At 65.2% G+C, this 23,112-nt stretch carries 23 protein-coding genes; 15 read left to right on the top strand and 8 right to left on the bottom strand.

Annotated elements, in window-relative coordinates:
- Positions 1-64: 64 nt before the first annotated feature.
- From HK108_RS08660 to HK108_RS08650, 3 genes are all read left to right on the top strand, one after another.
- The gene (locus HK108_RS08660) at positions 65-1,144 is read left to right on the top strand and encodes an NAD(P)-dependent alcohol dehydrogenase (protein WP_172173058.1); all 1,080 of its coding nucleotides are present in this window, start codon (positions 65-67) and stop codon (positions 1,142-1,144) included.
- Positions 1,145-1,287: 143 nt separating this feature from the next.
- Positions 1,288-1,755: a VanZ family protein gene (locus HK108_RS08655; protein WP_229664022.1), complete on the top strand. Its 468-nt coding sequence runs from the start codon at positions 1,288-1,290 to the stop codon at positions 1,753-1,755.
- Between the two features lie 80 nt (positions 1,756-1,835).
- Positions 1,836-2,309, top strand: a complete 474-nt coding sequence (locus HK108_RS08650; protein WP_181271182.1) for a VanZ family protein — start codon at positions 1,836-1,838, stop codon at positions 2,307-2,309.
- An 81-nt stretch (positions 2,310-2,390) separates the two neighbouring features.
- Here HK108_RS08650 and HK108_RS08645 read toward each other — a convergent pair whose 3' ends face one another.
- Positions 2,391-2,873: a MarR family winged helix-turn-helix transcriptional regulator gene (locus tag HK108_RS08645; RefSeq protein WP_181271181.1), complete on the bottom strand. Its 483-nt coding sequence runs from the start codon at positions 2,871-2,873 to the stop codon at positions 2,391-2,393.
- Positions 2,874-2,971: 98 nt separating this feature from the next.
- Between HK108_RS08645 and HK108_RS08640 the strand changes: the two genes are divergently transcribed.
- The gene (locus HK108_RS08640; protein WP_181271180.1) at positions 2,972-3,397 is read left to right on the top strand and encodes a VOC family protein; all 426 of its coding nucleotides are present in this window, start codon (positions 2,972-2,974) and stop codon (positions 3,395-3,397) included.
- On the opposite strand, the gene HK108_RS08635 is transcribed toward HK108_RS08640, so the two are convergent.
- From HK108_RS08635 to HK108_RS08625, 3 genes are read right to left on the bottom strand one after another with little or no spacing between them, the layout of a single operon-like run.
- The gene (locus HK108_RS08635) at positions 3,398-3,829 is read right to left on the bottom strand and encodes a YdeI/OmpD-associated family protein (RefSeq protein ID WP_181271179.1); all 432 of its coding nucleotides are present in this window, start codon (positions 3,827-3,829) and stop codon (positions 3,398-3,400) included.
- A 45-nt stretch (positions 3,830-3,874) separates the two neighbouring features.
- Entirely contained in the window at positions 3,875-4,846 is a 972-nt protein-coding gene (locus tag HK108_RS08630; RefSeq protein WP_181271178.1) for a methyltransferase family protein, read from the bottom strand.
- Positions 4,843-5,757 carry a PhzF family phenazine biosynthesis protein gene (locus HK108_RS08625; RefSeq protein ID WP_181271177.1) on the bottom strand — a complete coding sequence of 305 codons (915 nt, stop codon included), beginning with the start codon at positions 5,755-5,757 and terminating at the stop codon, positions 4,843-4,845. The genes HK108_RS08630 and HK108_RS08625 overlap by 4 nt, the downstream gene beginning before the upstream one ends.
- A 202-nt stretch (positions 5,758-5,959) precedes the next feature.
- Here HK108_RS08625 and HK108_RS08620 point away from each other — a divergent pair, with 202 nt between their 5' ends.
- The 5 genes from HK108_RS08620 to HK108_RS08600 all read left to right on the top strand — a co-directional run bounded on the left by HK108_RS08620 (position 5,960) and on the right by HK108_RS08600 (position 11,151).
- Positions 5,960-7,066, top strand: coding sequence for a Gfo/Idh/MocA family protein (locus HK108_RS08620; protein ID WP_229664023.1), 1,107 nt, complete (start codon positions 5,960-5,962; stop codon positions 7,064-7,066).
- 121 nt (positions 7,067-7,187) lie between these two features.
- Positions 7,188-7,937, top strand: coding sequence for a M50 family metallopeptidase (locus HK108_RS08615; protein ID WP_181271176.1), 750 nt, complete (start codon positions 7,188-7,190; stop codon positions 7,935-7,937).
- A gap of 151 nt (positions 7,938-8,088) precedes the next feature.
- Positions 8,089-8,766, top strand: coding sequence for an HAD family hydrolase (locus HK108_RS08610; RefSeq protein WP_139467674.1), 678 nt, complete (start codon positions 8,089-8,091; stop codon positions 8,764-8,766).
- A 172-nt stretch (positions 8,767-8,938) separates the two neighbouring features.
- Positions 8,939-9,862 carry a hypothetical protein gene (locus HK108_RS08605; protein WP_181271175.1) on the top strand — a complete coding sequence of 308 codons (924 nt, stop codon included), beginning with the start codon at positions 8,939-8,941 and terminating at the stop codon, positions 9,860-9,862.
- Positions 9,859-11,151, top strand: coding sequence for an HNH endonuclease signature motif containing protein (locus HK108_RS08600; protein ID WP_181271174.1), 1,293 nt, complete (start codon positions 9,859-9,861; stop codon positions 11,149-11,151). Before HK108_RS08605 ends, HK108_RS08600 begins: the two co-directional genes overlap by 4 nt.
- Positions 11,152-11,316: 165 nt before the next feature.
- Here HK108_RS08600 and HK108_RS08595 read toward each other — a convergent pair whose 3' ends face one another.
- Positions 11,317-12,927: a nucleobase:cation symporter-2 family protein gene (locus HK108_RS08595; RefSeq protein WP_139467676.1), complete on the bottom strand. Its 1,611-nt coding sequence runs from the start codon at positions 12,925-12,927 to the stop codon at positions 11,317-11,319.
- A 450-nt stretch (positions 12,928-13,377) separates the two neighbouring features.
- Between HK108_RS08595 and HK108_RS08590 the strand changes: the two genes are divergently transcribed.
- Positions 13,378-14,904 (top strand): 8-oxoguanine deaminase, encoded by a 1,527-nt coding sequence (locus HK108_RS08590; protein WP_181271173.1) that lies wholly within the window; start codon positions 13,378-13,380, stop codon positions 14,902-14,904.
- Between the two features lie 115 nt (positions 14,905-15,019).
- Here HK108_RS08590 and HK108_RS08585 read toward each other — a convergent pair whose 3' ends face one another.
- Positions 15,020-15,505 (bottom strand): hypothetical protein, encoded by a 486-nt coding sequence (locus HK108_RS08585; RefSeq protein WP_139467678.1) that lies wholly within the window; start codon positions 15,503-15,505, stop codon positions 15,020-15,022.
- A gap of 145 nt (positions 15,506-15,650) precedes the next feature.
- Between HK108_RS08585 and HK108_RS08580 the strand changes: the two genes are divergently transcribed.
- Complete coding sequence (locus HK108_RS08580; protein WP_181271172.1) at positions 15,651-16,118, top strand: DUF2871 domain-containing protein; 468 nt, start codon at positions 15,651-15,653, stop codon at positions 16,116-16,118.
- Positions 16,119-16,250: 132 nt separating this feature from the next.
- Here HK108_RS08580 and HK108_RS08575 read toward each other — a convergent pair whose 3' ends face one another.
- Both HK108_RS08575 and HK108_RS08570 read right to left on the bottom strand, forming a co-directional pair.
- Positions 16,251-17,060, bottom strand: a complete 810-nt coding sequence (locus tag HK108_RS08575; RefSeq protein ID WP_139467680.1) for a MerR family transcriptional regulator — start codon at positions 17,058-17,060, stop codon at positions 16,251-16,253.
- Positions 17,061-17,132: 72 nt separating this feature from the next.
- Entirely contained in the window at positions 17,133-17,879 is a 747-nt protein-coding gene (locus tag HK108_RS08570) for a FadR/GntR family transcriptional regulator (RefSeq protein ID WP_219922266.1), read from the bottom strand.
- 188 nt (positions 17,880-18,067) lie between these two features.
- Between HK108_RS08570 and eat the strand changes: the two genes are divergently transcribed.
- From eat to HK108_RS08550, 4 genes are read left to right on the top strand one after another with little or no spacing between them, the layout of a single operon-like run.
- Positions 18,068-19,504, top strand: coding sequence for an ethanolamine permease (gene eat / locus HK108_RS08565; protein ID WP_139467681.1), 1,437 nt, complete (start codon positions 18,068-18,070; stop codon positions 19,502-19,504).
- 47 nt (positions 19,505-19,551) lie between these two features.
- On the top strand, positions 19,552-20,970 hold the full coding sequence (locus tag HK108_RS08560; RefSeq protein WP_181271171.1) for a glutamine synthetase family protein: 1,419 nt from the start codon (positions 19,552-19,554) through the stop codon (positions 20,968-20,970).
- Positions 20,951-21,721, top strand: coding sequence for a gamma-glutamyl-gamma-aminobutyrate hydrolase family protein (locus tag HK108_RS08555; RefSeq protein ID WP_181271170.1), 771 nt, complete (start codon positions 20,951-20,953; stop codon positions 21,719-21,721). Before HK108_RS08560 ends, HK108_RS08555 begins: the two co-directional genes overlap by 20 nt.
- Entirely contained in the window at positions 21,718-23,085 is a 1,368-nt protein-coding gene (locus HK108_RS08550; protein ID WP_181271169.1) for an aldehyde dehydrogenase family protein, read from the top strand. Before HK108_RS08555 ends, HK108_RS08550 begins: the two co-directional genes overlap by 4 nt.
- Positions 23,086-23,112 lie beyond the last annotated feature (27 nt).

Raw genomic sequence — 23,112 nt, 5'->3', positions numbered from 1 at the left:
ACTGCGAGCCGCAAGCGCTGGACGATGTGGCCCAGCAACGGATACGCAAGTCCAAGGAGATCACATGAGCATCAGCGTCAAGGCACTGCAGAAGACGGGAGCGGATCAGCCGTTCCGCGTGGCCACGATCGAACGCCGGGATCCCCGACCCGATGACGTCGTCATCGACATCAAGGCTGCAGGCATCTGCCACAGCGACATCCACACCATCCGCAACGAATGGGGCGAGGCGCACTTCCCGCTCACCGTCGGCCACGAGATCGCCGGCGTCGTCGAGGCCGTCGGTTCCGATGTCACTGATTGGAAGGTCGGCGACCGCGTGGGCGTGGGCTGCATGGTCAACTCGTGCGGCGAGTGCGAGGAATGCCGGGCCGGTCAGGAGCAGAACTGCCTGAACGGCAACGTCGGAACGTACAACGTCGAAGACGTCGACGGCACGATCACCCAGGGCGGATACGCACAGAAGGTCGTCGTCAACGAACGCTTCGTCTGCCGGATCCCCGATGCGCTCGACTTCGACGTCGCCGCCCCGCTGCTGTGCGCGGGCATCACCACCTATGCACCGCTCAACCGCTGGGGCGCCGGTGAGAAGAAGAACGGCGCTCCCAAGCAGGTCGCCGTGCTCGGACTCGGCGGACTCGGCCACATGGGTGTGCAGATCGCCGCGGCCATGGGCGCCGAGGTGACCGTCCTCTCGCGCACACTGAAGAAAGAAGCAGCGGCACTGGAACTCGGCGCGCAGCGGATGCTCGCCACCACCGACGAGAACTTCTTTTCCGACCACGCCGGCGAGTTCGACCTCATCCTCAACACGATCAGCGCCGACATCCCCGTCAACCGCTACCTGCGTCTGCTGGGGCCGCGCGGGGTCATGGCCGTCGTCGGCCTCCCGCCGGAGAAGCAGGAGTTCTCCTTCGGTGCCGTCATCGGCGGGGCCAAGGCGATCGCCGGATCGAACATAGGCGGCATCGCCGAGACCCAGGAGATGCTCGACTTCTGCGCCGAACACGGCATCGCCGCGAAGATCGAGACGATCCCCGTCACCGAGGCGGACGCCGCCTACGACCGGGTCGTGGCCGGAGACGTGCAGTTCCGCGTCGTCATCGACACCGCGAGCTTCGATGACGTCGAGGCCGTCGCCTGACGCACTTCGTCTGGATCCGCCTCGTCTGAATCCCGGGCGTGAGACCGCAATGGTCGGGGTGATTCCCGCAATCGATGCGGGAATCCCTCGACCCTCATGCCGCAGGCGGGCACAATGAGACCGGGTCGAGGGACAGGGGAGCGATGACGGGCACGAGGCGACAGCTGCGGACGGTGCCCCTGGCGCTGCTCATCCTCTACACGGTCTTCATCGGCCTCGTCACGCTCACACCCAACCAGATGGACACAGGCCCCGGCTCGTTCATCGCAGGACTGCTCGAGTTCCTCGCCTCCCACCGGATGACCGCATGGATCAGCTTTGACATCCTCGAGAAGCTCGCGAACGTCGGAATGTTCATTCCCTTCGGCCTGCTTGTGGCCCTCCAGTGCGGCCGCAGCCGCTGGTGGGTCGGCTGGGTCGCGGGCATCGCCTTCACGTGCCTCATCGAGGGCACTCAGGCGACCCTGCTCTCACCTACGCGCTTCGCCACGATCAGCGATCTCGTCACGAACAGCCTCGGTGCCGGCATCGGGGCTGTGGTCGGACTCATCGTCATGAGGATCTGGCCGCCGAGGACGGACGTCGTTCCCGTCGACCATGAGGTTCGTTGACAGATCGTGAGGTCCGGTGAGAGCCGGGTCATATCCGCATCTGAGGATGTGCCCAGGATTCGGTCGTAAGTTGGGCGGTGATGACCGATCGTGATCAGCGCACAGTCGGTGCGCCGCTGGCTCTTCTCGTCCTCTACACACTCTTCATCGCCGCCATCACGCTGACCCCGCAGCAGATGGGCACCGGTCCGGACACTCTCATCGGGCACGCACTCGACCTCTTCGCCGCTCACCGGGAGACCGCCTGGCTGACCTATGAACGGGTCGAGAAGCTCGGCAATGTGGCGATGTTCATTCCCTTCGGATTCCTCGCGGCCCTGCACTTCGGACGCCGACGCTGGTGGCTCGGATTCCTCTTCGGCGCGGGTTTCAGCGCCGCCATCGAGATCTTCCAAGGCACCGTGCTCACTCAGTCCCGCTTCGCCACGCTCAGCGATCTCGTCACGAACACTCTCGGCGCCGGCATCGGCGCAATCCTCGGCCTGTGCTGCCTGGCCGCATGGCCGAAACGGTCGAGGAGGAGGGAATCGGACAAGGAGCTCGCGCCGGTGTAGGTCCGATCACATCGGTCCAGGGCCCTGGTTGTCCGCCGGTCTTCCAGTCGTCCTATCGGTGACCGCTCGATCTCCCGGCCCTCAGCCGTCCTCGGCTTCTTCGAGGGCCGCGATGCACCGGCGGAGCGCCTCGGTGACTATCGTCCGAGTCTCATCGTCGAGCGGCGAGACCATGCGAGCGGAGACCGCCTCGACGCGGGAGACGGCCTGATCGAGCACCTCAACGCCTGCCGAGGTGAGACGTGTGGGCAGGACTCGACCGGATTCGGCCGTGGCCGGCCTCGTGATCAGTCCCCGTTCCTGGAGGCCGCGCACCAGCGTATTCATCGTCTGCCGGGTGACGAAGGCGCCGCGCGCGAGCTCGGAATTCGACGCTCCCGGCCTCCGGCGCAGCTGTTCGAGGCAGTTGTACTGCGGGGTGGTCAGCTCCAACGGCCGCAGCGTCTCGTCCATTGTCGACCGTAGCGCCGACTGCAGATGCTTGAGCTGATAGCCGAGCAGCGACTCGAGTTCCACCGGCTCTTCGCAGGTTCCCGCATTGTGATCCTCTGACCCTTGACTCATGTAAGTATTCTGACATACATTTATCGATGTCAGGATACTGACATGTGACAAAGGCGGCTCTCCATGAAAGGGAGGGATGCCGAGAGAAGGGAACGAACATGAATGCATCGACGACCGATACAGTGAAAGCCGGCACCACGAGCACCGAGGAGACCGGCACCGTGAGCGGTCCGGACTTCATCGCCTTGCAGGTCCGAGACGTGGAAGCGGCCGCACAGTTCTACGAATCGCGGCTCGGCCTCACCCGTGCCCCGGCTGCCCCTCCCGGAGCGGTCGTCTTCACGACTTCGCCGATCCCCTTCGCCGTGCGCGAGCCGCTGCCCGGCGTCGACCTCGACTCCGGCGACCGTCCGGGCAACGGGGTGGCACTGTGGCTGAAGTGCGATGATGCGCAGGCGCTGCATGATTCCCTCGCCGAGGCGGGGGTGGAGATCCTCCGGGCGCCCGCTCCCAGCCCCTTCGGGCTGACCTTCGCCTTCGCCGATCCCGACGGCTATGCGGTGACCCTGCACGACGCAGGGTGATCACTCGAGCGAGTCGACGATCTTCTTGATCCGGCGATCGCGGGTCTCCTCGGCCTTCGCCGAGGTCACCTGCCGCACATGCTCCTTGCGCTTCGACGGTGCGAGCGCATCGAACGCCGCGCGGACACCGGCGGCGGCGAGCGCCTCGGCGAGGGAATCGGGAACCGGGGTCTCCCGGTTCGAGGTGTCGTGTGTCAGCGTCACCTCGTGGGTCTCACCGCCGGCGACGCCGATCTTCTCCCGGTGCTCCTTGGCGAGCGGGAGCAGGTACTTCCCACCCATCACCGCGGTCGTCGAGGGATAGGAATAGCCTTCGATCGTGACGATGACCGGGACCCGCTTGCCCACGCCGAAGCCGAGCACGATGTCCTCGGGAACTTCGATGCCGACGTTGTTGCCGAGTTTCAGGAGTTCAGGGGTGAACGTGACCATGCGGCCTCCTCGGTGAGTGGATGGTCTTGACCGAGCGTAGGCCGATCAGTCCTCGTCGACAAGGTCGGGAGCGGTTTCGGCGGTCGAGAAGGTCGGCCACCAGCAGCGCACGCGCTTGGCGTAGTCGCGGTATTCGTCGCCGAAGCGCTCCAGGAGGTCGGTCTCCTCGTGGGGGCGGATGAGCCAGTTCCACAGAAGTGAGCCGATGAGCGCGTACACAACGACGAGCCACGAACCGATGAGCAGACCCATCGCCATGCCCTGGACGACGCCGGCGATGGCCATCGGATTGCGGACGAAGGCGTAGGGGCCGCGGGCGACGAGGTGGTGGGCCATCTGCGAGGGCAGCGGGGTGCCGGAGCCGAAGTTCGCGATCGCGCGGGCCGACCAGACGCCGATGACGCTGGAGACGGCGAGCAGGGCGAAGCCGACGACGACCAGGAGGATCGGGAACTTGTAGGCGAGGTTCCAGCGGTCTTCGAAGGCATTGATGATGACCGGGATGATGATGAGGAACACGCCCCAGAACACGACGATCTGGATGGTGGTCCGCACCAGCAGGCGGGACCGGATGCGGGTATGCGAACTGTGGAACGCGAAGGGTCCGACCAGGAGCTTCTCGGACGGGATGCGGCCGACGATCATGAGCACACCGGCAAGGAGGCTGCCGAGTGCGGCGAGGATCATGAGGACGGCGCCGAGTCCCGCCTCGGTGGTGGCGGTTGCGTAGATGACCATGCCCAGCGCCACGAGCACGGTCCACCCGGTGGCGATCCACACCGCCCAGCGGAAGTTGAGTGCAGCCAGGGCCGAACCGATGACGAACAGCGGAATGTCGACGATCGCGATGAGCAGCGGATCGATGCCGCCGAGAGTCGCGTCCGCCACCCCGGGAATCATCGCGGTGCCCAGCCACCAAGCCGCTCCGGCGAGGGCCTGGAGGGCGAAGTACATGCGGCCGTGGAAGATGCGCAGTCGTTTCTTCGGTTTGTTCACTTCGGTGAGATGTCGATTCATGTGTGCACCGTCCCGCGGATGCAGATGGACGTGTCTCCGCCGACCCAGATCTCGTCGTCCTCGGCGGTGATGGAGATGACTCCGGAGCGGCCGAGGGCGGTTCCCTGGGTCGCGGTGTAGCTGTTCGGAGCCAGGTTCTCGCCGACGAGCCATTGGGCGACGGAGGCGTTGAGGCTGCCGGTCACCGGATCCTCGGCGACGCCGACTCCGGGCACGAAGGCCCGGATCTCGTATTCGTGGTCTGATCCTTCCGGGTGGGCGCCCAGGACGCCGAGCTTCGCATCGGGGATTGCCGAGAAGTCGGGGGTGAGCGCGAGTACCTGTTCGGCGCTGGACAGTCGCACGGCCGCCCAGCCGGGGCCGTTGTCGGCCCACTGGTGGCCGAGGATCTCGGCACGATCGACGCCGAGGGCGACCGCGATCTGGTCGACGTAGGCATCGTCGAGCGGTCCCGAGCGCAGTCGATCGGGGGCGGCGAAGGCGAGGGTCTCGGAGAAATCGCCGCTTGGGTCGGTGCTGTCGGTCGGGTCGGTCGAGTTGATTCGGTCGGTCGGGTCGCCTCGGCGAGGGGATCTGCGGATGTCGACGAGGCCGGCACCGCACTCCTGGACGATGCGGTCAGTGTGCTTCGGGGCGCCGCCGGCGTCGAGCCAGGCCGCGGCCGAACCGAGCGTGGGGTGGCCGGCGAAGGGCAGTTCTCGATGCGGGGTGAAGATGCGCAGACGATAGTCGGCTGTTGGGTCGGCGGGCGGGAGGATGAAGGTGGTCTCGGACAGGTTCGTCCAGTTCGCGATGCGGGCCATCTGCTCCTCATCGAGGCCATCGGCGTCGACGATGACCGCCACGGGGTTGCCGTGGAAGGGCACGGCAGAGAAGACATCGACCTGGGCGAAACGACGGTGCTGTGACAATGACACTCCTTCGCGAGTTGCGGACCACGCTGCGAGCGGGGGATTGCGCGGGCGCTTCTCACAGTGTAAAGGCCCAGGCCGGAGCGCCGGTGGATTGGCCCCCGGTGGCGCGGGGGTGTCAGCCGCGGAGGGCGGCGGTTCGGTCGACTCGGTGCGGATGGATGCGGTCGACTCGGTGCGACCGGTGATTGCATAATGAGGCATGCCCTCAGATGACAATGCGCGGGGACGGGGTCTCCGCATCGGAATGCTCGGCGGCGGGTTCATGGGCCGCGTCCACAGTCGAGCCGCACGGTCGGCCGGAGCCGTGCTCGACTCGGTCGCATCGTCGCGGCCGGAGAGATCGGCACAAGCGGCGGCCGAGCTCGGCTTCGAGAATTCGACTGCGTCCGACGCACTGCTCGGCCGCACCCTCGACGCGATCCACATCTGCGCTCCCAATGAGGTCCACGCCGCGCAGTCCCTGCAGGCGCTGGACGCGGGATCGAACATCATCTGCGAGAAGCCCTTGGCCACTGATTCGACGGCCGCGCGTGCCGTGTTGGCCCGCGCCGACGAAGCTGGTCTGCTTGGGACCGTTCCATTCGTCTACCGCTACCACCCGATGGTGCGTGAGGCCCGCGCCCGATTCCGCGAGGGTCAGGCCGGGACGCTGCTGACCGTTGACGCCGGATACCTCCAGGACTGGCTGCTCGGCTCGGGCGACGAGAACTGGCGTGTCGATTCCGAACGCGGCGGCCCGTCGCGGGCCTTCGCCGATATCGGCTCCCACCTCGTCGACCTCATCGAGTTCATCGTCGATGATCGGATATCGTCCCTGGTGGCGACCACGAGAACCGTTCATCCACGCCGAGGAGGTGCCGCGGTGACCACGGAGGACACTGTGGCCGTGACCGTCGAGTTCTCCGGCGGCGCCATCGGTTCGCTGCTGGTGTCTCAGCTGGCTCCCGGACGCAAGAACGGGCTGACAGTGGAGATCGCCGGCACCGAGGCGAGCATGCGCTTCGAGCAGGAGCGGCCCGAGCAGCTGTGGTTCGGTCAGCGCGCCGACAGCCGCCTCCTCGTCCGCGATCCCGACTTCCTGTCCGCCGATGCCGCGCGCCTGTGTATGGTCCCGGCCGGCCATCCGCAGGGATACCAGGATGCGTTCAACGGCTTCGTCGCCGACTCCTATGCCTACTTCGCCGGCGAGCGACCGGAGGGGCTGCCGACTCTGCGAGACGGGGTGCGAGCCGTGCTCGTGACTGAGGCCGTGCTGCGGTCGGTACACGAACGTTCTTGGGTCGATGTAGAGCCGCTGGCCGTCTAGGCACCGCGATCTGCCGAACCATAGGCACTCTGACCGCCTGAGTCATAGGAGTCCCGACCTCCCGAATCGCTGAGGAGGTCCTGAGGGTCCCGCTCAGGAGCGGTTCGTACACTGGGCCGCTATGGACTTCAAGCAGGCAACGGCGACGTGGTGGGATGCCATCACCTCGGGCTTCGGGCGGCAGGACGGGCTCGAGCTCGACGTCCTCGGGCTCGTGCTCGTCATCGGAGTGCCCCTGGTCGTGACCCTGACTCCGGGGATCTGGAGGTTCTTCGGACTGTTCGTGACCTTCATCCACGAACTCGGTCACGCATTCGCCGCGCTCATGACGGGACGAGTGGTCAAGGGGATCTCGCTGAACTTCGATCATTCGGGGCAGATGAACTCCTTCGGCCGAGTCGGCTTCTCCGCCACATGGGCGGGTTTCTGGGGATATCCGGCTCCGGGCGTGCTCGGACTCGTCCTGGCCACCTCGGCGGCCTTCGGTTGGGCCCCCTTGGCACTGTCTGTGGGCGCGCTGATCCTGTTGGTCGCGCTCATCTTCATCCGGAACTTCGCGGGCGCGGTCATTGCCGTGATCACGGCGATCGCGGCGCAGCTCGTCGTCGTTTTCCTGCCGCTGGAGTGGATCTCGGTCTTCGTCGCCGCGCTCGGCACGGCGCTGACGATCGGGTCGCTCAAGGACCTAGTCAAGGTCATCCGCGTCCATACGCGCCGGCGCCATGTGCAGCAGTCCGATGCCTATATCCTCGCGCTGGGCTCGGCCTTGCCCGCCGGTGCCTGGCTGACGCTGTTTGCGCTGGTCATCATCGTCTGCGCGCTCGCCACCGCGCGGGTGCTGTATACGGCGGTGTCGGTCGGCGCGGTCTGATTGGGACTCTCTTCGTTTCCTGAGCTGGAGCAGCAGGGACGGTGTCGGTCGGCACGGTGTGACAGCGGCAGTGTCGGGTCCGCGAGATTCAGGGACGAGCCGGCGTGGATGCCCGTGATTCCGCGTCAGTGCCGGGTGGCAGAATCGGAGTATGGCCCCACTTCCGAAATTCTCCGCTGTCCTCTTCGACTGTGACGGAGTCCTCGTCGATTCCGAAAGCATCACGAACGGCGTCCTCCACCAGATGCTGCAGGAGCTCGGCTGGCAGCTGAGCGCCGAGGAATGCATTGCGCGATTCGTCGGCAAGATGCTCCGCGATGAGGCTGATGTCATCGAGGAGCACACCGGATTCCGCATCGGCGCGGAGTGGATGGAGGAGTTCCGGCGGCGGCGCAATGCCCAGCTCGAGGCCTCCCTCCAAGCGATTCCGGGGGTCGTCGATGCCGTTCACCGCATCGCCGAGAGCTACCCGGGCAGGATCGCCTGCGCTTCGGGAGCGGATCGTCCGAAGATCGAGCTGCAGCTGCGCAAGATCGGCCTGTTCGATGCCTTCGAGGGTCGGATCTTCTCCGGCATGGAGCAGCCGAACTCGAAGCCCGCCCCGGACGTCTATTTGGCAGCAGCCGAATCCTTGCAGATCGACCCCGCCGAGGCGGCCGTGATCGAAGATTCCCCCACCGGCGTGATCGCCGGCGCTGCGGCCGGATCCCGTGTGCTCGGGTTCTGCCCGGATTCTCCGGTTCATCAGAGCGCGGAAACGCTGTTGGCAGCGGGTGCCGCTGAGACCTTCAACGCGATGGACCAGCTGCCCGGCCTGCTGACTGAGTAGGTTCCTGGCTCGCCGAGCCTCGGCTGGGGCAAAACTCCATCATCAAAATACATCAAACAGCACCCAAACTCGCAGAGATTCTTTTCGTAATCGAGTTGTGACCTTCATTTCTTCTCCTTGGGAGTAAAATAGAGTCAAGGTATTCACATCGACGTGAAAGGCGGCGAGATCGATGAAGGATCCTCAGGATCCGGGCAACAACGGTCTCGAGCGTGCCTCGAATGAATCAGTCTCCGGTTCACCCGCGACATCGGCAGACCTCTCTTCGTCACCTCAGGTTCCTCTGATCGGCCCCGACTCACCCCGTCGTCTCGACGTCGAACCCGATTCGCCGATGGCCGTGGTCGTCAGTCTGGCTCATTTGAGCACGGGAGTTCGCCTCGCCGAATTCCAGGCCATCGCGGGACTGTTTCTGACCGATGTCATTGAGAAGCTCCGTTACGCCGAGGGCGACAAGATCTACTATCACGCAACGTTCACCGAAACGGCCGGCCGCTTCATCACGGCACGTGACGGACTGCTGCCTGAAAAGGACGACTTCGTGGACCCGTGGACATCCACCGGCTTCGTTCTCGAAGACCGCGCTCTCGACGGGTCTGATGATGCTGTTTCCTCCACCGGCACTGCCACCGACGACGGCGAAACCGGGGAGAGCATCGTCGAGCAGCCACTGGCTCCGCCGGCAGCCCCGCTTCCGAATTTCCCCAAGTTCGGACTGCACAAATCCTTCAACAGCTGGGTCCACGACCTCGCCACGCGCGAAGAGATCGCCGAGCTGACCACGGTCCTCGGCTCGACGAGCAACGGTGCCTACAACGAGATCACGAACGCCGTGACACTGGCGTTCGGACTGCCGAAGTTCCTGCAGCGCTGCCTCGCCGGTGAATTCACGATCGAACACGTACTTGCAGCGACCCGTGCCATCAAAGACGTCGCCTTCGAATATCTGCCCCGTCTCGATGCCTACCTGGGCGACCGCCGTGCCGATATCACTATGGAGACCTTCAAGAAGTCGCTCAACCTCAAGATCGCGGCACTCGTCCCGGTCGACGACCGACCGAACTGGCCGAGAAGCGTCGCCGGGTCGACATCATGAATTACCCCGACGGCACCGCCTCGGTGACCTTGTCCGGACCCGCCGTGGAACTCAACGCCTTCTACCTGCGCATCGAAGCATTCGCCCGAGCGATCCGCAACGGCAACATCTCGGCGCTCTCCGAAGAGAGCACCGCCGGCCTCGAGGTCGCCGACCAGGACAGCATCGCCGCCCTCATGTTCGACATCGCCACTCGAGCGACCCCGCAGATGAGCATCGCCGTGACGACGCACGACACCATGACCGGTGAGACCACCACGAACGAGATCGCTCTCGAAGCCGCCGACGGCTCGGACTCCTCGGTCGCCGACGAATCCGACTCCACGGCTCCGATCACGGCAGCCGCGGTCGATCGTGCCGTGCAGGAGGCGCAGAGTGAAGCGGAAGCGACCGCCAACACCGGCGTCGAGGTGACGACCACCATCAAGCTCGTCATGCCCACCCACGGGCAGTGGGTGCGAGAGCAGACGAAGATGATGGTGACGGTTCCCTACCTCACCGCGGTGGGAAAGTCGGAGCTCCCGGGGACGTTCTCCGACGGCACCCCGGTGCCGCCCGACGCGGCACGTGCGCTCGCAGGCGAGAGCCCCACTTGGCACCGGATCCTCACCGATCCCGCCACCGGGACACCGATCGATGCCCGCTCGCGCAGCTACCACATCCCGGCAGCCGTGCGCGCGCCCTTGGTCGGCAGATGGCAGTCCTGCACCGCTCCAGGCTGCACCCGACGAGCGGAGACCTCGGAAGTCGATCACATCATTCCGTTCGACCATGCCGATCCGGCCCGAGGCGGTCAGACGACGTTCGAAAACCTCCACCCGCTGTGCAAACCCGACCACCAGGCCAAGACCGACCGCAGGCTCGCGGTCCGAATGACCGAGGACGGGGCAGTGGAGTACTCCTTCACCCGCGGAGTCGTCGCAACACTGTATCCACCGGACAACCCAATCAACGCCGAGCACGCTCGACAGGTGGAGAACTATGACCAACTGCCGAATCTGCTCGACCGGCAGAATCCCGTCGACGCGGAGCAGCTTCGCGACGTCGGAAATCTGGGCCCAGCCGGACGACTCGACAATACGGATGCATTTCGCCCTCCTGAACCAGAGGGCCACACCGCAACAGGGGGCTCCGAACCAGTAGCCTCCGAGCCAAGGGACTCCGAACCAGGCTCCAGGGAACGAGGGGACAAGTGTGCCCCGACCGCTGGCGCCAAGCCCGTCTTGAGCGTCGGCCGGGAGTCCCCGTGGAACGACTATTGGGACTCCGGAGATCCTCCCCCGTTCTGACGGCGGGTCCGTTCTGACGGCGGACCCTTTCTGACGGCCCGCCCGTTCTGACGACCAGCCCGATCTGACTGCAGCCCGAAATCGCACGAGGCCCCGGACGCGCGCCTTCGCAGACGGCGGCCGGGGCCCGTTCGGTGTATCCGGGTCCAGTTGGCGTATCTGGCCTCAGTTACCGTCCTCGGCGATGAGGCGGCGGACGTCTTCCTGGGTGCGAACCTCACCCTTCTGGGCGGCGTCGACGACCTTCTCGTGCTGCTCCTCGGTGACGACCGGAACCTCTTCTCCGTTGCAATCGACGATCTTGCCGTCCTTGACGGTATCGCCTTCATAGAGGATGGCTTCGTTGTCGATGAGTCGCTGCAGCTCTTCCTTGCGGATGACTCGTCCGGTGCCGGCCACGAAGACCGACCGATCAGAACGGTCCTTCGTCTTCACTCCGATGTGGTTGAAGACGAGGTTGAGCAGCACGGCCATGAGAGTGGCCGAGGAGATGCCCGAATGGAGGATGATGCCGACCCAATCCGGGAAGGCATTGTAGAAGTCGGGCTCGACGACCGGGATGATGCCGAAGGCCAGCGAGACCGCCACGATGATCATATTGAGGTTGCCCTCGTACTCGACCTTCGACAGCGTGCGGATGCCCGACGCGGCGACCGTGCCGAAGAGCACGATGCCCGCGCCGCCGAGAACCGGAGTCGGGACCGCCGCAACGACCCCGCCCATCACCGGAAGCAGGCCGAGAACGACGAGGATCGCACCACCGGCCGTGACGACGAAGCGCGACTTCACGCCGGTGATCGCCACCAGGCCGACGTTCTGCGCAAATGCCGACTGGGTGAAGGAGTTGAAGATCGGCGAGACCGCCGACGACAGCATGTCAGCGCGCAGGCCCGATGCGATGCGCTTGGAATCGACCTTCGTATCGACGATCTCTCCGACGGCGATGATGTCCGCCGTAGTCTCGGCGAAGGTGACGATGATGACGATGAACATCGAGATGATTGCCGCGGCCGAGAATGTCGGCATACCGAAGGCGAACGGCTCGGGGAACGCGAAGATCCCGCGATCGAGCACATGGGAGAAATCGGCCCAGCCGAAGATGAGGCAGCCGATGGTGCCGATGACGATGGCCAGCAGAATCGACAGGCGGGAGATCACCGCAACGGGAATCCTGCTGAGGATGAGCACGATGGCCAAGGTGACCACGGCGATGAGGATATTGCGCATGCTGCCGTAGTCGGCGGCCTCGGCATCCCCGCCCATGGCCCAGCCTGCGGCCACGGGCATGAGTGACAGACCGATCGTGGTGATGACCGTGCCGGTGACCACCGGAGGGAAGAACTTCACGATGAGTGCGAAGGCCGGGGCGACGATCAGGCCGATCACCGAGGCGACCAGCACCGATCCGAAGACCGCAGGCAGGCCGTCGCCGCCGGCCAGAATGGACGTCATCGTCGCGACGCCGGCGAACGAGACTCCCTGGACCAGCGGCAGCTGCGAGCCGAAGAACGGCACACCGACCGACTGCAGGATCGTGGCCAGACCGCCCATGAACAGACAGGAGGCGATGAGGAGGCTGATGCCGTTGCCGTCGAGACCGGCGGCATTGCCGATGATGAGGGGAACGGCGATGATTCCGCCGTACATAGTGAGCACGTGCTGCAGACCGTAGGCGAAGGAACTGCCGACGGGAAGCCGTTCGTCCTCCGGACGGGCCGGCTTGCTCGCGACCGCGGACTTGCGGTCGTTGCTGGGTGACTGATGGGATACCGACATCTATCTCTCCATTGAGTGCGTCCTCGGGCGAAGACCTCACTGTGACTGACCGACCTCAGTGGCCGGTGTAGCGTCCGAGCGGGCATCAGATCGACCGAGGGATCGGTTGCATAATTCCGTTATGCGAAAGGAAATTTCCTTATCGCAAAACTCTAAAGGAATACCATTTTCGCCGCAAGCCATTTTAGTGACCCGCGGCACATGCTAGAGTTCACGGCAGTCGTGTACTCATCCCCCGACGATCTACTGAACGTTCGCTCAGTTCGATGGTTTTGGATCATCGTACCGTCTCGCCGATAGGTGGGTACAGTCGGGGATCCCGGATGGGATACCGACCGGCGGAGCAGCAGACGCCGGAAAACCTGAGCTGGTGGCGTCAGCCCCAGTTCTGTCGCCACTGACCAATAGTGCGCGCTCGACGCGCACGGTTCAAGAGGGAAAGGCGACACGATGACCGACAGCAATGGAACCGGCACACCGTCAGCAGGAAGCTTCTCGGCACCAGGAAGCTCATTCAATACGGGAGACCGCGCATCGAGGAACTCCCCGGCTTCCGGGAACACATCGACCGCGCGACTGTGGCTGCGCGATCCGCTGGCCGTCCACCTCGGTGTCGGTGTCGATCCGAACCGGGCGGCGCGGGGAATCGTCATCGACCCCGCCACGGGAACTATCGTGGAACTCGTTCCCGCCGGTGGCGAACCCACTTCATCCGGGGCCGGCGGAACCGCCGGTGACACGGCTGCCCTCGAAGTCATCGACGCCTCAGCGCATGTCATCACTCCCGGGCTGATCAATACCCATCATCACTTCTACCAGACGCTGACCCGTGCATGGGCGCCCGTCGCCGACCTGCCGCTGTTCGGATGGCTGCAGAACCTCTATCCGGTCTGGGCCAGGCTGACCCCGCGCGCGCTCGAACTCGCCACGACCGTGGCGATGGCCGAACTCCTCGAATCCGGATGCACGACCGCCGCCGACCACCACTACCTGTTCCCCACCGGCATGGACGAGGCCATCGACATCCAGGTCGACGTCGTCCGGAGACTCGGCATGCGTGCCATGCTGACTCGCGGGTCGATGTCACTGGGCGAGGACGACGGCGGACTGCCCCCTCAGCAGACCGTCCAGGACTCGGAGGTCATCCTCGACGATTCCCGCCGTCTCGTCGAGACCTACCACCAACGTGGGCCCGGCGCTCAGATCCAGATCGGCTTCGCCCCGTGCTCCCCGTTCTCCGTGACCACCGAGCTCATGCGCGAATCCGCCGCACTCGCTGCGGAACTCGATGTCCGCCTCCATACCCACCTGGCCGAGACCATCGACGAAGAGGACTTCTGCCGCGAGACCTTCGGCCTGCGCACCGTCGACTACCTCGAATCCGTCGGCTGGCTGGGGGAGCGGACCTGGTTGGCGCACGGTGTGCACTTCGACGATTCGGAGATCGGCCGCCTCGGCGCCGCCGGGGTCTCCGTCGCCCACTGCCCGACTTCGAACATGCGGCTGGCCTCGGGAATCGCCCGCGCCGTCGAACTCGAGGACGCCGGAGTCAACGTCGGACTCGGTGTCGACGGATCCGCGTCGAATGACGCCTCGAACCTCATCCGCGAGGTCCGGCAGGCGCTCTACATCCAACGTCTGCGCTACGGCGCCGAGGCGGTCACCTGCGGCCGCGTCCTCGACTGGGCGACGAAGGGATCGGCGGCGGCACTCGGACGCGACGATCTCGGCACCATTGAGGTGGGCAAGCAGGCCGACCTCGCAATGTTCCGCCTCGACGGCCTCGCCTTCTCCGGATCGCACGACCCGATCCCCGCACTCGTCCTCTGCGGTGCAGAGAAGGCCGATCGCGTGATGGTCGGCGGTCAGTGGCGGGTCGTCGACGGCCACGCCATCGGCGCGAACGGGCACGCGCTCGACAAAGAAGCGCTCATCGCTGCGCATCAGGAGGAGGCGCGCCGCCTCGTTGCAGGGTGAGTTCCGGCTGAGGTCGGATGACGTGGTGGGCGGGTGCCGCCTCGGTGGTCGTGGTCCGGGGCCTCATCCGATGGGCCTCCGGTACCGGCCCGGGCACGAGGAGGATGCCGCCCGCTCAGTCCTCGGGTTTGCGGAACACCTCGCGCAGGTGGTCGCCGGTGAGGAAGTCGCCGACGCCGATCATGACCAGGCTGAACACGATCTGCTCGGTGATCATCCAGACCGGGTAGAGGCCGGGGATCGCGGCCATGACGAGGGTGATGACGGGGAAGATCTGCGTGAACAGGCGCAGGCGCTGGTATCCCCAGTAGAAGCCCTTCGTTGCGCGCCAAAAGAAGTAGAAGAGGGTCACGGTCATGCCGAGGACGACGATCGTGCGCATCCACACGGCGAACGGCACCGGTTCCCCGGCCCGGGCGATGAGCACTGCGTAGACCACGGCTCCGAAGCCGAGCACGAGTTCGAACACGAGCAGCCAGGTGATCCACGCGAAGGCGCGTTTGGTCTTCGGGTGTGCGAGGCCGTCCGAGGGCACGACGATTCCGGCTTTCCTGCCGCCGGCGAGGCGGTCGATCTTCGCGAGCAAGTTCTCCATGGCCATGCCTCCAGGCTAGCGGGATCACGAGCTCCGGAACCGATTTTCGGGGCCTCAGGACCCTGTGTGATGGAACATCAATCGAAAGTTGGGGATGCAGTTCAATCCTGTGGGTCAGGAAACCGCGCCCGCGTGCTGATGAAGTGGAAGCATGAAGAAGATATTCAATGCAGCGTTCACGTACATGATCATCGGCGTCCTCTCGGGACTGTTCTACCGCGAGTTCACCAAGGCCAACGACTTCCCCTCCGGCGAGTTCACGCAGCTCGGCCTCGTCCACACCCACCTGCTCACACTCGGCTTCATCGTCCTTCTCATCGTCCTCGCCCTCGACAAGGTGTTCGGACTCTCCGGCACGAAGTTGTTCTCGTGGTTCTTCTGGCTCTACAACGTCGGCGTGATCCTCACCGCGTCAATGATGGTCTGGCACGGCTCGCTCACCGTCCTCGGCGAAGAGTCGAACGCCATGATCGCCGGAATCGCCGGCCTCGGTCACATCGCCCTGTCCGTCAGCCTCGTCCTGTTCTTCCTCGCCCTGCGGAAGAAGGTCGTGGTCGGCAAGGCTGTAGCCGATAAGGCTGTGACCGAAGGCGCGGAGGCGACTTCGCCGTCGCGCTGACCGGGACACCGTCGCCGAGGCGGTTCCGCAGCGTCGTTCAAGGCGAACCGAGACTGTCGATCCGTACACGAACCGACAGACGCGGTTCGCCTTGAATGAGGGAATGGAACCCCGCTCCCTCGGACGTCACCGTCACACGATGATCGGCTGCTGGAGCTCGACGATCCATCCAGCTTGGTCGGATTCGTCTGCGGTGTCGTGACCTGTTTCGAGGTAGACCTCGCGGCACGGGCCGGTCAGGGAATACCCCTGACTGATGCACCACTTGGAAAGGTGCTGCCAGCCGGCGCCGATGCGGCTCATCGACCCCTCGTGGATGAGAGTCGCCGCAGTGCACGCCTCCAGCTCTGTGACCTGCAGATCCGCAAGATCCTGAGCTGTTTCCGTGCGATACCCGCAGGTGACCTCGGTCCCGTGTCCGGCGTCGGAGTAGATGCCGACGCCGGCTGCGTGTCGGATCCCCGCTTCCGCGAGACGGTCGGCAACACTGCCGAACAGCGGTCCGATCTCAGAAGTGTCGAACGGCGGCTCGCCGAGAACGACCGTCTGTCCGAGTACCCTCTCTGCAGGCAGTTCTTTGATGATGCAGTCCGGATGGTTCATAGCAGTCCCTTCGATGAGTGCCAGCCGAAATTCGACTTCGGCCAGCTTCGCGGCTGCAGCCGACTGCTCGGCTCGCAGTTGATGACGACGCAGATTGAGCATGCCGGTCAGCTCGGTCGTGCTGAGGTCGGCGTCTATCAGTTCGGCGATCTTCCGCAGCGAGATCCCCAGGGCGTTGAGCGCCATGATTCTGTTGAGGCGCGGCAGCTGCGCCACCGTGTAGCTGCGGTGTCCGGAGAACGGTTCGACCGAATCCGGAGCCAACAGACCCATCGACTCATAGTGGCGGAGCATGCGCACCGATACCTGCCCCAGCTGCGCGAATTCACCGATCCTCATGTGCTCTCCTCGTCGTCATCGACAGTCCACCACCTGACACGGTGTCAGGTTCAAGAGCATTCGCCGCTGGTCTCACCTCTGTTCGAGGAATCCGCGCAGCAGCTTCTCGGTGCCTTCCGCATGCTGTGCGGCGAGATCGGCGGCACGATCAGGGTCAGAGGCGAGTATGGCGTCGACGATCTCTCGGTGCTGATCGCAGGAGTGCTCGACGTTCGTATGGATGAAGGGGATCCGGTCGAGCAGGGCGTTGACCCGATCGCGAGTGCTCGCTGAGGCGTAGATGAGTGACGGCATGTGCGTGAGTTCGGCGATCATGAGGTGGAATCTGGCATCGAGCACGCGGAACTGTTCGGCGGAGGCGAACACCGTACGACAATCCGTCTCCGCTGCGGTCAGGGCAGCGACCTCGTTCGGAGAGAGGTCTTGCTCGGCGACGATGCGGGCCGCGGCTGTCTCGAGAACCAAGCGAAACCGGACGGCATCATCGAGCTCGCCGGGGTCGATGCGCTCATCGGTGTCGGCGGACGGCAGTCGTGTCACAAAGGTGCCGCCATAGCGACCGCGACGGGAAGTGACGATGCCCGCAGTCTGAAGCTCGATGAGCGCCTGCCGCAGGGTCGCCCGCGAGACCCGGATCTGGGCGGCGAGTTCGCGCTCGGCCGGCAGTTTGTCGCCGACGAGGTACTTGCCGAGACGGATCGCCCGCAGCAGCTCCGCAATCGTATGTTCGAACACATTTCCGCCGCGCGCATGCTTGCCTCCCGGGCGGGGTTGGCTGCCCGCGGTCCCTGGGCCGCCCGGCTCTTCTGCTCTGTCCAAGTCTGCCTCCTCTCCTGGTCTCGCAACTCAACTCGTCTTCGTTGATTCTTCCACTCTCGCGGAAAATCCTTGACAGTCGTCTGTGAGTCAGATTACATTCGTCTCAGTCTAATGGTCTGGTAACGATCCATTGGGCGACTGTTCGACCACGACGAGATCGAGACTCACCAGAACCCCGAGGGGCAGCCATGAGCAAGAACATCGAATACGGCAATGTCGATGAGCACTACCTCGAGAAGCGACAGTTGAAGAAGGGCGCGGCCGGCTGGATCCTCCTCGCAGGCCTCGGCGTCGCCTACGTCATCTCCGGAGACTTCTCCGGCTGGAACCTCGGGTTGGCCGAAGGCGGCTGGGGCGGCCTGCTCATCGCCTTTCTCCTCATGGGACTCATGTACGTATGCATGGTCTTCGGCCTCGCCGAACTCTCCTCCACTCTGCCGACTGCCGGTGCAGGCTACGGCTTCGCCCGCCGAGCGCTCGGCCCGCTGGGCGGATTCGCCACCGGCATGGCGATCCTCATCGAGTACACGATGGCTCCGGCCGCGATCTCGACCTTCATCGCCGGCTACGTCCAGGCGCTCGGCATTCTGCCCGAATCGGTGCCTACCTGGACGATCTATCTCGTCGCCTACGCGGTCTTCATCGGAATCCACCTATGGGGAGTCGGTGAGGCCCTGCGGCTGATGTTCGTCATCACCGCCGTCGCGGTCATCGCCCTCATCGTCTTCGTGGTCGCCGCGGTCGGCCACTTCGATGCCAGCAATCTCTTCGACATCGAACCCACCGGCGCCCTCGGGTCATCGGCATTCATGCCGATGGGCATCTCCGGCCTGCTCGCCTCGCTCGTCTTCGGTATCTGGTTCTTCCTCGCCGTCGAAGGCGTCCCGCTGGCCGCCGAGGAATCGGCGAACCCGAAGAAGGACATGCCGCGCGGCATCATCACGGCAATGGCCGTGCTCGTCGTCTTCGGCGCCCTCATGCTCCTCCTCGTCCCCGGACTCGCAGGCGCCTCGGCGATGGGGGAATCGGACAATCCGCTGCCCGAAGCCCTGCGCACGATCTACGGCGAGAACTCCGTCCTTGCGACCTTCGTCAACTGGGCCGGCCTGGCGGGGCTCATCGCGAGCTTCTTCTCGATCATCTTCGCCTACTCTCGTCAGCTCTTCGCCCTCTCGCGCGCCGGCTACCTGCCCAAGTGGCTGTCCCTGACGGGCAAACGCAAGACCCCGGTCCTCGCCCTCATCGTCCCCGGCACCATCGGCTTCATCCTCGCGATCGCCGTCGACGGCAACGGCGGAGTCCTCCTCAACGTCGCGGTCTTCGGTGCCACGGTCTCCTACGTCCTGCTCAACCTCTCCCACATCCGCCTGCGCGTCAAGGAACCCGATCTGCCCCGCGGCTACCGCACTCCCGGCGGCATCGTCACCACCTCCATCGCCCTCGTACTCGCATCGGTGGCCGTCATCGCCACCTTCTTCGTCGACATCCTCGCCGCCGGCATCGCCGCCGGAGTCTTCCTCATCGCGCTCGCCTACTTCTGGTTCTACTCCCGCCACCACCTCGTCGCGAGCGCACCGGAAGAGGAGTTTGCACAGATCGAGGCCGCCGAGAAGGGCCTCAAGTAGCCCGCACGACCCACCTTCAACCACCCCGCACAGCAAAGGAACGCCGCATGACCGAGATTCCGGTACCCACCTCGCCCACCTCGGAGCAGAGGACCTCCAGAGGGTCGATCCAGGCCGAACCGCTCACCGTCGACGAACTCCGCCGACTCGCCGCCGAGGGCACGATCGACACCGTGGTCGTTGCCATCACCGATCACATGGGTCGCCTGCAGGGCAAGAGACTCGGCGTCCAGTTCTTCCTCGAAGACGTCATGGACCACGGCTCCGAATGCTGCAACTACCTGCTCGCCGTCGACGTCGACATGGATACCGTCGACGGCTACGAGGTCTCCTCCTGGGAGACCGGATACGGCGACATGGTGATGAAGCCCGACCTTGCGACCCTGCGCCTCCTGCCCTGGCAGCCGGGCAGTGCGATGGTCAACTGCGACCTCCTGACGACCACCGGCGCCGAGGTGGCGCCCTCCCCACGTCAGATCCTCAAGCGCCAGCTCGCCCGCCTTGCCGACCATGGGCTGAGCGCCCATGTCGGCACCGAACTCGAGTTCATCACCTTCGACTCGAGCTACGAAGAAGCCTTCGCCTCGAAGTACACCGAAGTTACGCCCTCGAACCAGTACAACGTCGACTACTCCCTCCTCGGCACCGCCCGAGTCGAACCTCTGCTGCGCGACATCCGCAATTCGATGGCCGGGGCCGGGCTCTTCGTCGAAGGGGCCAAGGGCGAATGCAACTTCGGCCAACACGAGATCACGTTCCGCTACCAGCCCGCCCTCAAGGCGTGCGACGACCACGCGGTGTACAAGAACGGGGCGAAGGAGATCGCCGCCCAGCACGGGAAATCGATCACTTTCATGGCCAAATACGACCAGAAGGAGGGTTCCTCGTGCCATATCCACCTGAGCTTCCGCTCGGCTGAGGGCGATATGGTCATGTCCGGTGACCGCGAGCATGGGTTCTCGACCCTCATGGAGCAGTTCATCGCCGGTCAGCTCGCCTGCATCGAGGACTTCACGTACTTCTTCGCCCCGAACATAAACTCGTACAAACGCTTCGTCGAAGGTTCGTTCGCACCGACCGCGGTCGCCTGGGGCTTCGACAACCGCACCTGCGCCTTCCGCGTCGTCGGCTCGGGACCCTCCCTGCGCGTGGAATGCCGAGTCGGCGGGGCCGATCTCAACCCGTACCTCGCCACTGCGGCTCTCATCGCGGCGGGACTCCACGGGATCGAGAAAGGCCTCGAACTGCCCGCGATCACGGAAGGCAACGCCTACACCGCCGGTGCCTCCCGACTGCCCACCACCCTCCAGGGTGCCCGCGACCGGTTGGACGGATCGCAGATCGCCGAGGACGCGTTCGGCGACTACGTCGTCCGCCACTACGTCCACGCGGCCGACATCGAACTGGAGGCCTACAACGCGACTGTCACCGACTGGGAGAGGCTCCGTGGGTTCGAACGACTCTGACCCCGTCATCGGCATCAGCTGCTACATGCAGCAGGCCCAGTGGGGAGTCTGGGACACCGAGGCGGCTCTCATCCCGGGCGACTATGTGCGCATGGTCGCCGCTTCCGGGGCGATCCCCGTGCTGCTGCCGCCCCACGGACAGGCCCCTGCGGCCCTCGACCGTGTCGACGGCCTGCTGTTGGCCGGAGGAGCCGACGTCGGATCGTCCGAATACGGTCAGGATCCGCACGAAACGACCGTGTCCCACCCGTTCCGCGACTCGAGCGAGATGATGCTCCTGGCGGCCGCGCGGCGACGCCGCCTGCCTGTGCTCGGCATCTGCCGCGGGATGCAGGTCATCAACGTCGCCGCCGGAGGCACCTTGATCCAGCATCTGCCGGAGTCGCTCGGACATTCCGACTATCAGCCGGCCCCCGGCGTCTACGGCGAGGTCACGGTGACCACGGAAGCAGGGTCACGGGCCAGGGAGATCCTCGGCGAGGCGACCACTGCACCCTGCTATCACCATCAGGGGATCGACCGCCTCGGCGCCGGTCTGCGTGCGACCGGCCGCAGTCCCGAGGGACTCGTCGAGACCATCGAACCGGACCCGGCCGTGGATCAGACAGGAGACCCGGCTGACGGAGGATGGCTCTTCGCCGTCCAATGGCATCCCGAACACGACCCCGATGACGACCGAGTCGTCCGTGCCCTCGTTCAAGCGGCACGACGACACGCGACAGACAGAGGAACAAGGAGAGCACCGAAGTGAGCACCTACACGGTCATCAACCCGGCGACGGAAGAGACGATCGCCGACGTCGAACTCGCCGACCTCGAACAGACGGACCGGGCGATAGAGAAGGCGGCGCGGGCCTTCGAATCCTGGCGCGCCGTCGCCCCCGCCGATCGCGCCCGGCTCCTGCGGCGCTTCGCCGACAAGGTCGACGCGGCCAACGAAGAGCTCGCCCGGCTCGAGGTGGCCAACGCCGGACATACGATCGGGAACGCCCGATGGGAAGCCGGCAACGTCCGCGACGTCCTCGAATACTACGCAGCGGTGCCGGAGAGGCTCTTCGGTCGGCAGATCCCCGTCGACGGGGGAGTGAACATCACCTTCGCCGAACCGCTCGGCGTTGTCGGTGTCATCGTCCCCTGGAACTTCCCGATGCCGATCGCCGGATGGGGCTTCGCCCCTGCCCTGGCAGCCGGGAACACCGTGGTCCTCAAACCCGCCGAGATCACGCCGCTGACCGCGATCCGCATCGGCGAGCTCGCCCTCGAAGCGGGCTTGCCCGAGGGTGTTCTGCAGATCATCCCCGGCAAGGGATCCGTCGTCGGGGAGCGCTTCGTCACCCACCCGGCCGTACGCAAGGTCGTCTTCACCGGATCCACCGAGGTGGGCAAGCGGATCATGGCCGGCTGTGCAGCGCAGGTGAAGAACCTCACTCTCGAACTCGGCGGGAAGAACGCGAACATCGTCTTCGACGACGCCGATGTCGTGGCCGCCGCGGCCGCCGCCCCCGGAAGCGTCTTCGACAACTCCGGCCAGGACTGCTGCTCCCGGTCCCGGCTGCTCGTCCAGCGCGGGATCTACGACGACTTCATGGCCGCACTCGAATCCTCCGTCGGGTCCTTCGCCTGTGCGGATCCGAGCCGCGAGGACACGGACATGGGTCCGCTGGTCACTGCAGCTCACCGGGAGAAGGTCGCCGGCTATGTGGCTGCCGCCGAGGTGGCCTTCACCGGCTCTGCCCCCGAAGGCCCGGGCTTCTGGTTTCCGCCGACAGTGCTCACCCCGCCCGACACAGCGACGGCCGACTTCCGCGAGGAGATCTTCGGCCCCGTTCTCTCCGTCGTCCCCTTCGATACCGAAGCGGATGCCCTGCGCATCGCCAACGACACCGAATACGGACTCTCCGGCTCAATCTGGACGAACGATCTGGACCGGGCAATGCGGGTCTCCCGCGGAGTCGAGGCCGGCAACCTGTCGGTGAACTCGCACTCCTCGGTCCGCTACTCGACCCCGTTCGGCGGATTCAAGCAGTCCGGACTCGGCCGCGAACTCGGCCCCGACGCCGTGTCCGCATTCACCGAGGTCAAGAACGTCTTCTTCGCGACCCGGCCAGCGCTCTGACCCATCCACCTGCCACCTCATCACCAC

The sequence above is a fragment of the Brevibacterium sediminis genome, from assembly GCF_013623905.1.
GTDB lineage: Bacteria > Actinomycetota > Actinomycetes > Actinomycetales > Brevibacteriaceae > Brevibacterium > Brevibacterium sediminis.
Note: the sequence above shows the minus strand (reverse complement) of the source record. Positions and strands in the feature narration are given on the sequence as shown.

Bases quoted from the DNA above. Each gene is read 5' to 3' on its own strand.
- HK108_RS08635 (WP_181271179.1), bottom strand. From the start codon at position 3,829: ATGGTCACGTTCACCCCTGAACTCCTGAAACTCGGCAACAACGTCGGC.
- HK108_RS08660 (WP_172173058.1), top strand. From the start codon at position 65: ATGAGCATCAGCGTCAAGGCACTGCAGAAGACGGGAGCGGATCAGCCG.
- eat (WP_139467681.1), top strand. From the start codon at position 18,068: ATGAGCAAGAACATCGAATACGGCAATGTCGATGAGCACTACCTCGAG.
- HK108_RS08620 (WP_229664023.1), top strand. From the start codon at position 5,960: ATGCCCTCAGATGACAATGCGCGGGGACGGGGTCTCCGCATCGGAATG.
- HK108_RS08605 (WP_181271175.1), top strand. From the start codon at position 8,939: ATGAAGGATCCTCAGGATCCGGGCAACAACGGTCTCGAGCGTGCCTCG.
- HK108_RS08630 (WP_181271178.1), bottom strand. From the start codon at position 4,846: ATGAATCGACATCTCACCGAAGTGAACAAACCGAAGAAACGACTGCGC.
- HK108_RS08580 (WP_181271172.1), top strand. From the start codon at position 15,651: ATGAAGAAGATATTCAATGCAGCGTTCACGTACATGATCATCGGCGTC.
- HK108_RS08615 (WP_181271176.1), top strand. From the start codon at position 7,188: ATGGACTTCAAGCAGGCAACGGCGACGTGGTGGGATGCCATCACCTCG.
- HK108_RS08585 (WP_139467678.1), bottom strand. From the start codon at position 15,505: ATGGCCATGGAGAACTTGCTCGCGAAGATCGACCGCCTCGCCGGCGGC.
- HK108_RS08655 (WP_229664022.1), top strand. From the start codon at position 1,288: ATGACGGGCACGAGGCGACAGCTGCGGACGGTGCCCCTGGCGCTGCTC.
- HK108_RS08600 (WP_181271174.1), top strand. From the start codon at position 9,859: ATGAATTACCCCGACGGCACCGCCTCGGTGACCTTGTCCGGACCCGCC.
- HK108_RS08610 (WP_139467674.1), top strand. From the start codon at position 8,089: ATGGCCCCACTTCCGAAATTCTCCGCTGTCCTCTTCGACTGTGACGGA.
- HK108_RS08560 (WP_181271171.1), top strand. From the start codon at position 19,552: ATGACCGAGATTCCGGTACCCACCTCGCCCACCTCGGAGCAGAGGACC.
- HK108_RS08650 (WP_181271182.1), top strand. From the start codon at position 1,836: ATGACCGATCGTGATCAGCGCACAGTCGGTGCGCCGCTGGCTCTTCTC.
- HK108_RS08575 (WP_139467680.1), bottom strand. From the start codon at position 17,060: ATGAGGATCGGTGAATTCGCGCAGCTGGGGCAGGTATCGGTGCGCATG.
- HK108_RS08640 (WP_181271180.1), top strand. From the start codon at position 2,972: ATGAATGCATCGACGACCGATACAGTGAAAGCCGGCACCACGAGCACC.
- HK108_RS08595 (WP_139467676.1), bottom strand. From the start codon at position 12,927: ATGTCGGTATCCCATCAGTCACCCAGCAACGACCGCAAGTCCGCGGTC.
- HK108_RS08590 (WP_181271173.1), top strand. From the start codon at position 13,378: ATGACCGACAGCAATGGAACCGGCACACCGTCAGCAGGAAGCTTCTCG.
- HK108_RS08645 (WP_181271181.1), bottom strand. From the start codon at position 2,873: ATGAGTCAAGGGTCAGAGGATCACAATGCGGGAACCTGCGAAGAGCCG.